Source organism: Inquilinus limosus MP06 (assembly GCF_000767795.1).
Taxonomy (GTDB): domain Bacteria; phylum Pseudomonadota; class Alphaproteobacteria; order DSM-16000; family Inquilinaceae; genus Inquilinus; species Inquilinus limosus_E.
The window spans coordinates 1-7337 of sequence record NZ_JANX01000310.1 but is presented as its reverse complement, the minus strand read 5'-3'; the positions used below and the strand labels follow the sequence as shown (position 1 = coordinate 7337).

6 protein-coding genes and 1 pseudogene are annotated in these 7337 nt (G+C 69.5%); 2 read left to right on the top strand and 5 right to left on the bottom strand.

The window, feature by feature from the left end; genetic code table 11:
- Positions 1-1130, bottom strand: a 1130-nt coding sequence (locus P409_RS21155) for an OpgC family protein (RefSeq protein ID WP_034843277.1), incomplete at its 3' end; no start/stop codon positions are given.
- A 120-nt stretch (positions 1131-1250) separates the two neighbouring features.
- Between P409_RS21155 and P409_RS36330 the strand changes: the two genes are divergently transcribed.
- Together P409_RS36330 and P409_RS21145 are read left to right on the top strand one after the other, a co-directional pair.
- Complete coding sequence (locus tag P409_RS36330; RefSeq protein WP_052121070.1) at positions 1251-2168, top strand: dienelactone hydrolase family protein; 918 nt, start codon at positions 1251-1253, stop codon at positions 2166-2168.
- Entirely contained in the window at positions 2165-3928 is a 1764-nt protein-coding gene (locus P409_RS21145; RefSeq protein WP_034843272.1) for an acyl-CoA dehydrogenase, read from the top strand. Before P409_RS36330 ends, P409_RS21145 begins: the two co-directional genes overlap by 4 nt.
- A gap of 178 nt (positions 3929-4106) precedes the next feature.
- Here P409_RS21145 and P409_RS21140 read toward each other — a convergent pair whose 3' ends face one another.
- The 4 genes and pseudogenes from P409_RS21140 to P409_RS39070 form a co-directional block, all read right to left on the bottom strand.
- Complete coding sequence (locus tag P409_RS21140; protein ID WP_034843269.1) at positions 4107-4808, bottom strand: hypothetical protein; 702 nt, start codon at positions 4806-4808, stop codon at positions 4107-4109.
- Positions 4809-5016: 208 nt separating this feature from the next.
- Positions 5017-5961 (bottom strand): ABC transporter permease, encoded by a 945-nt coding sequence (locus tag P409_RS21135; protein WP_034843266.1) that lies wholly within the window; start codon positions 5959-5961, stop codon positions 5017-5019.
- Positions 5958-7007 (bottom strand): ABC transporter permease, encoded by a 1050-nt coding sequence (locus tag P409_RS21130; protein WP_034843262.1) that lies wholly within the window; start codon positions 7005-7007, stop codon positions 5958-5960. Before P409_RS21130 ends, P409_RS21135 begins: the two co-directional genes overlap by 4 nt.
- A pseudogene (locus tag P409_RS39070) lies at positions 6997-7337 on the bottom strand (ABC transporter ATP-binding protein); the annotation flags it as partial. The gene P409_RS21130 and the pseudogene P409_RS39070, both read right to left, overlap by 11 nt.

Genomic DNA, 7337 nt, shown 5'->3' with positions numbered 1-7337 from the left:
GGCACCGGCGCGGCCGGCCGGCCGCGGCCAGTCTTCCAGGGCTGGCCATTGAACCAGGCAGCACCGCGGGCCCAGATCCACAGCAGCGCGATGCCGCCGAGATTGACCGCCAGATGCGGCAGCAGCCCGGCACCGCTCTGGTCCAGCACGATGCCGCCGATGAAGGACAGGGCCATGCCCAGCAGGAACACCGATAGCGAGTGCCGGCCCATCAGCGCCACCGGCTCCGCCCGCTGCGGGGTGATCAGGCCCGGCGCGGCGCGCAGCAGCGACATCGTCACATAGGCCAGGGCGAAGAAGTGCAGCAGGCGCAGCGGCCCGACATCGGTCTTGCGCGCCAGCGGCTCGAGGATGTCGCGCATGCCGGCGAACAGGCCGCCGTCCAGCCGCACCAGCGACAGCGCCAGCGCCGCGCAGAAGACGAGGTAAACCACCGCCGCGGTGATGCGGCCGCGGGTCGCCTGCGGCACCTCAAACCAGCCGGCGCCGTAGCCGTAGCCGGCGACGAACAGCACCTGCCAGGCGAAAGGATTGAAGAACCAGCCCCGGCCGGTCGTGCTGTCGGCCACCAGGTTCCAGTCGCCCGCGATGGCGCCGACATACAGCACCGCCGAAGTGGCGACGACCAGGGCCGGCGAGATCCGCGCCAGCAGCACCAGGACCGGGATCGCCGCCAGCAGCAGCATGTACAGCGGCAGGATGTCGAAGTAGTTCGGCACATAGTGCAGCGACAGCAGCGCCACCAGCGACCCGCCCGGGTCCTGGAAGAACCGGTCGATGCCCAGGCGAGAGATGTAGTTCGGCTCGGCGAACATCCGGTTCGCCATGACGATGACGCCGCAGATGACGATGAACAGGCCGATATGGGCGCGGTAGAGCTGCCAGACGCGCTGCGCCACCCGGCCCAGGCCCGCCAGGAACCCGGCCCTGTCGAAGCTGCGGCCGAATGCCATGGCCGAGGACAGTCCGGCCAGGAAGATGAAGATCTCCGCCGCATCGCTCAGCCCATACATCCGCGGCGTGAACATTCCTGCAATGTTCCCGGGTGTATGGTTTATGAAGATGATGATCAGCGCGAGACCACGAAAGAAATCGATCCGAACGTCCCGTGCCGGCTTCTGTGCGGTCATTTCCTCACTCCGGCTGCATCGGCGCGACGAGGCGATGCATCTGGGGAACGCTTCATACAGGACGAGGTTCCCTGGAAAACCGAGTCGTGAAAGACTGCCGCACGGAGAAGCGGATTGAGCATGTTGCGCCTGTGCATCGTCCTCCTGCTGCTGGCTGCGGCGCCGGTTCTGCACCGGCCTGCCCGAGGCCAGGGCATGGCCCCGGCCGAGGCGGTGACATTCAAGAGCCTGTCCGGCGAGGTGATCACCGGACGGCTGTTCCTGCCCCAGGGAACAGGCCCCTTCCCGGCCGTGGTCGGGCTGCACGGGTCCGGCGGCTACGCCCCGGCGCATGACCGCTGGGCCACCCGGCTGACCGCCAGCGGCTACGCCATGTTCCTGGTCGACAGCTACACCCCGCGCGGCTATCGCGAGATCGTTTCGGTCGGACTGCAGACCATCCCGGTCGAGCTGCGCGTGAAGGACGCGGTCGGGGCCCTCGAATACCTGCAAACCCGCAAGGAAATCAATCCCAAGCAGATCGCCGTGCTGGGCTGGTCGCAGGGAGGCACCACCGCCGTCGCCACCACGGCCACGATGCGGACGGCGCTGATCGCCAAGACCGCCCCACATTTCGCCGCGGCCATCGCCCTCTACCCCCGCTGCGACCAGTACATGACCAACACCCAGCCGGTCGGCGACACGCCGCTCCTGGTGCTGATGGGCGCGGCCGACTCGGTCACCCCGGCCGCGGCCTGCGACACGTTGTTCGACGCCTGGCTGTCGAAAGGCGCCGCGGTCAGCCTGATCGTCTATCCCGGCATGCAGCACAATTTCGACTTCACCGCCCCGACCACGGCGATGCTGGACCGGGCCCAGGCGATCACCACCCCGCCGGTGCTGAGCCCGAGTTGGACCCCGGTGGACGATGCCGAGCTCCGCGCCCTGAGCTTCCTCGACAAGCGGCTGGGGCTTGATTTGGGCACGGGTTCAGTGAAATCTCCCCTTTACGTAAAGGGAAACTCCGCACCAGCGGGGAGCGAGGGAGTCGTCAGATGACCGCCTATGCCGCGCCGATCTCCGACATGCGCTTCGTGCTGCGGCATCTGGTCGGATTGGACCGCATCGCCGCATTGCCCGGCAAAAGCGAGACGACGCCGGAGCTGGTCGAGGCGGTGCTGGAGGAGGCCGGCAAGCTGGCGGCCGGGGTGATCTCGCCGCTGAACGCCGTCGGCGACCGCGAGGGCGCCAGGCTGGAGAACGGCGTGGTGCGCACCGCCCCCGGCTTCCGCGAGGCCTATGCCCGATACCGCGACGGTGGCTGGAATGCCCTGCCCTTCGAGGCCGAATGGGGCGGCCAGGACCTGCCCTGGGCGGTGGCCATGGCGGTGGCGGAGATGTGGCAGTCGGCCAGCATGGCCTTCGGCCTGTGCCCGGTGCTGAACCAGGGCGCGGTCGAGGCGCTGCAGGCGCACGGCTCGGATGAGCAGAAGCGCACCTATCTGCCGAAGCTGGTCTCCGGCGTCTGGACCGGCACCATGAACCTGACCGAGCCGCAGGCGGGCTCCGATGTCGGCGCGGTGCGGACCAAGGCGGAGCGGCAGGCAGACGGCACCTACCGCATCACCGGCCAGAAGATCTTCATCACCTATGGCGACCATGACATGGCCGAGAACATCGTCCATCTCGTGCTGGCCCGCACGCCGGACGCGCCGGCGGGGATCAAGGGCATCAGCCTGTTCCTGGTGCCGAAGCTGCTGCCCGATGCCGACGGCAACCCGGGCGAGCGCAACGACCTGCGCTGCGTCAGCCTGGAGCACAAGCTGGGCATCCATGCCAGCCCGACCTGCGTCATGGCCTATGGCGACGGCGGCGGCGCCACCGGCTTCCTGATCGGCCAGGAGAACCGCGGCATCGAGTACATGTTCACGATGATGAACAACGCCCGGCTGACCGTGGGGCTGCAGGGCGTGGCGATCGCCGAGCGTGCCACCCAGGCGGCCGAGGCCTATGCCGCCACCCGGGTGCAGGGCAAGCCGATCGGCTCCGACGCTCTCGCTCCGATCGCGGCGCATCCCGATGTCCGCCGCATGCTGCTGTCGATGCGTTGCCTGACCGAGGCGGCGCGGGCCTTGACCTACAGCGCCGGCGCCGCGCTGGACCTCGCCCGCGGCCATCCAGACCCGATCGAGCGGGCGAAGGCGCAGGCCCGGGTCGACCTGCTGACCCCGGTGGTGAAAGGCTGGAGTACGGATGTCGGCTGTGAGGTCGCCTCCACCGGAATTCAGGTGCATGGCGGCATGGGCTATATCGAGGAGACCGGCGCCGCCCAGTTCCTGCGCGACGCCCGGATCACCCCGATATATGAGGGCACCAACGGCATCCAGGCCAACGACCTGGTGTTCCGCAAGGTCGCGCGCGACGGCGGCGTCGCCGCCCGGCAGCTGTTCGAGGAGATGGCGCGCACCCAGGCGGAGCTGGCCGCTTATCCGGCAGCGGCGGCGATACGCGACCGGCTGGTGGAGAGCCTGGCGGCGCTGATGGCGGCGACCGACTGGGTGGTGGAGACCGCGCCCGGCACCCCGGCCGCCGTCGCCGCCAGCGCGGTGCATTATCTGCGGATGTTCGGCCTGGTCGCCGGCGGCTGGCTGATGGCGCGGGCGGCCCTGGCAGCCGTCGCCGACGACAGCGACCCCACGCTGGCCGCGACCAAGCTGGCCCATGCCCGCTTCTTCGCCGACCAGTTCCTGCCCCAGGCCGCCGCGCTGCTGCTGCCGATTACCGAGGGCTGGCGGAGCGTGGTCGATGGGGCGGCATAGGTGGGACGGGTGCAGCTTCAGACCACCCCATAACTGTCATGCCCGGGCTTGATCCGGGCATCCGGGAAATGTCGATGCCGTTCTGGGTGGCCCCTGGATTGCCGGGTCAAGCCGGCAATGACAGGGAAGGGAAGCGTTGGGTTCGCCTCCGCAAACCTAACCTCCGAAAGAACCTCGGTCAGGCGTGGATGCCCAGCCGTTGCACCTCCGCCGCGGCGTCGCGCCATTCCTGGGCGTAGTCGACATCCTGATAGTTCTCGAACCACGGGCCGCCGCGGGTGTAGTGCACTGCCTGCGGATAACCCTTCGCCGGCTTCGGGTACCAGCCCTCGAGCCAGTTCCAGCCGGTGTCCAGCGAGCCGATCTGATCGTCGCTCAACCACTGGAAGCGGTGCAGGAAGGCGCCGGTCTCGCGGTTCACCACCTCCGGCGTCAGCGCGGCATTCGCCGGGTGGCCGCAATTGAACAGCATCAGGCTGGACCAGTTCTTGCGCGGATAGGCGGCCTGCGGCTTGCCGTCCATCTTCACCGCCTCCTTCGGCTGGTAGTCGTGCTGCACGACCATCACCGCGTAGCGGTCATCAGCCTGGGCGAAGAGGTCGGCGATATCGGCGAACCACAGGAAGTCGCAGTCGCAGAACACCGCCCAGCCCCGGTACCCGGCCAGCGCCGGCACCAGGAAGCGGCTGAAGGTGAACTCGGTGGAGCCCAGCGTGTCGACCGGACGGGTGTAGATGCCCTGGGCCCGCAGCTCCGGCAGCTTCAGCGGCGTGACCTCGACCGGCTTCGACGCGTGCTGCAGCACCGAATGACGGCAGACCTGCCACGCGATGTCCTCGCGTGAATCGTAACCGACATAGAGGCGCAGCTTTTCGCTCATTCCCATGCTCCCGATTTGCGACCGGCTCGCAACGCATCTTCCCTAGCACGGGCGCGCGCCGCAGTCTAAGAGTCTGGCCTGAAATTCGTTCCGGTGAGTCGGCTGGCGCCGTTTTCGAGAACCGGAGCGCAGCGGACATGAGTCCGTGAGCACCGGAAGCGGAGAAAACGGCGTCAGACGGCCGCCGGGGCGAATTCCAGGCCGGGCTCTAACGCTCGCCCTTCCGGTACGGCACCATCAGCGCCTTCGGCACCGCGGCGCGGCGTGACATGGCGATCAGGGCGAGGATGCTGAGCAGGTAGGGCAGCATCAGGAAGATCTGGTAGGGCACCGCCCCGCCCGCGAGCTGCTGCAGCCGCACCTGGAAGGCGTCGAAGGCGCCGAACAGCAGGGCGCCGAGCAGCGCCTTGCCGGGCCGCCAGGAGGCGAAGACCACCAGGGCGATGCACACCCAGCCGCGGCCGGCCACCATCTCGAAGAAGAAGGCGTTGAAGGCCGACATGGTCAGGAAGGCGCCGCCGACCGCCATCAGTGCCGATCCGGCCATCACCGCGCCGAGGCGGATGGCGACGACGCCGATCCCCTGCGCCTCGGCCGCCGCCGGGTTCTCGCCGACCGCGCGCAGGGCCAGGCCCAGCGGCGTGCGATACAGCACCCAGGCGGTGATCGCGACGGCAGCCAGCGCCAGATAGGTCAGCGGCGTCTGCTGGAACAGCACCGGTCCGATCCAGGGCAGGTCCGACAGGCCGGGCACCGCCACCGGCTGGAACGGCTCGATCCGCGGCGGGGTCGAGGCGTTGGGCAGCACCATGCGGTAGGTGAAGTAGGACAGGCTGGCGGCCAGGAGCGTGACGCCGATGCCGGTGACGTGCTGCGACAGGCCGAGCGGCACGGTGAGCAGGGCGTGCAGCAGGCCGAAGGCGGCCCCGACCCCCGCGGCGAAGACCACGCCGGTCCACAGGTCGCCGCCCTGATACACCCACATCCAGCCGGCCATGGCGCCGGCGGTGAAGATGCCCTCGATGCCGAGGTTCAGCACCCCGGCGCGCTCGCAGATCAGCTCGCCCAGCGTGCCGAAGATGAGAGGCGTGGCGATGCGCAGCGCCGCCGCCCAGAAGCTGGCTGCGAGGAGGATGTCGAGGACGTCGCTCATCGCCACCTCACCCGGTAGCGCAGGACGATGCCGGAGAGCAGCACCGTCAGCAGGGAGGTGGCGACCACCAGGTTGGCGATGTAGCTGGAGACACCGATCGCCCGGCTCATGCTGTCGGCGCCGACGAAGACCGCGGCCACGAACAGCGCCGCCAGCAGCACGCCGAGCGCGTGCAGCTGCGACAGCATGGCGACGACGATGCCGGCATAGCCGTAGCCGGGCGACAGATCCTGGCTGAGATAGCCCTTCAGCCCCGCCACCTCCCCCACCCCGGCCAGGCCGGCCAGGGCGCCGGAGATCAGGCCGACGCGCAGCATCACCCGGCCGACCGGCATGCCGGCGAAGCGCGCGGCGGACGGGTTGGCGCCGGTGGCCCGCATCTCGAAGCCCCAGGTCGTGCGCGTCGTCATCAACCAGACCAGCACGGCCGCCACCACGGCGACGACCAGCCCGGCATGCACGCGGGTGCGCGGAATCAGCTTCGGCAGGGTAGCGGCGTCGAGCACCGGCGCCGATTGCGGCCAGCCCATGCTCATCGGGTCCTTCATCGGCCCTTCCAGCATCATCGAGATGAACAGCAGCACGACGAAGTTGAGCAGCAGCGTCGTCACCACCTCGTCGACGCCGAGCCGGGTCTTCAGCAAGGTCGGCCCCGCCATCCACAGCCCACCCGCGGCCGCGCCGGCCAGCAGGATCAGCGGCAGCAAGGCCCAGGCGGGCCAGTCGAGCGCGCCGGAGCCGAGCGCCGTCGCCGCCAAGGCGCCGAGATAGAGCTGCCCCTCCGCCCCGATGTTCCACAGCTTGGCCCGGAAGGCGACGGTGGCGGCCAGGCCGGTCAGCACCAGCGGCGTGGCGCGGGACAAGGTCTCGGCGATGGCGAAGCGGGAGCCGAAGGCGCCCTGGATCATCACGCCGTAGGCCTGCAGCACCGGCGCGCCGGCCCAAAGCAGCGGGATGGCGCAGAGCAACAGAGCCAGCAGCGCGGCGCCGGCGGATGCGCCGAGCATCAGCAGCGGCGATGCTCTTTCACGAGGCTCAAGCCGCATCGGCCGGCTCCTGCCCCGCCATCATCAGGCCGAGGGCGCGGATGGTCAGGTGCTCCGCCGGCCAGGGCCGGGTGAGGCGACCGCGATAGATCACGGCGATACGGTCGGACAAGGCGAACAGCTCGTCGAGATCCTCCGACATCAGCAGCACCCCGGCGCCGCGGTCGCGCGCCGCCAGCAGCCTGCCATGGATCTCCGCCACTGCGCCGACATCCAGGCCGCGGGTCGGCTGGCAGGCCAGGACCAGGCCGGGCGAGCGTTCCAGCACCCGGCCGAGGATCAGCTTCTGCATGTTGCCGCCGGACAGCAGCCGCGTACGCGCCTCCGGTC

Coding starts and splice junctions, on each gene's coding strand:
- P409_RS36330 (WP_052121070.1), top strand. CDS start 1,251: ATGTTGCGCCTGTGCATCGTCCTCCTGCTGCTGGCTGCGGCGCCGGTT.
- P409_RS21145 (WP_034843272.1), top strand. CDS start 2,165: ATGACCGCCTATGCCGCGCCGATCTCCGACATGCGCTTCGTGCTGCGG.
- P409_RS21140 (WP_034843269.1), bottom strand. CDS start 4,808: ATGAGCGAAAAGCTGCGCCTCTATGTCGGTTACGATTCACGCGAGGAC.
- P409_RS21135 (WP_034843266.1), bottom strand. CDS start 5,961: ATGAGCGACGTCCTCGACATCCTCCTCGCAGCCAGCTTCTGGGCGGCG.
- P409_RS21130 (WP_034843262.1), bottom strand. CDS start 7,007: ATGCGGCTTGAGCCTCGTGAAAGAGCATCGCCGCTGCTGATGCTCGGC.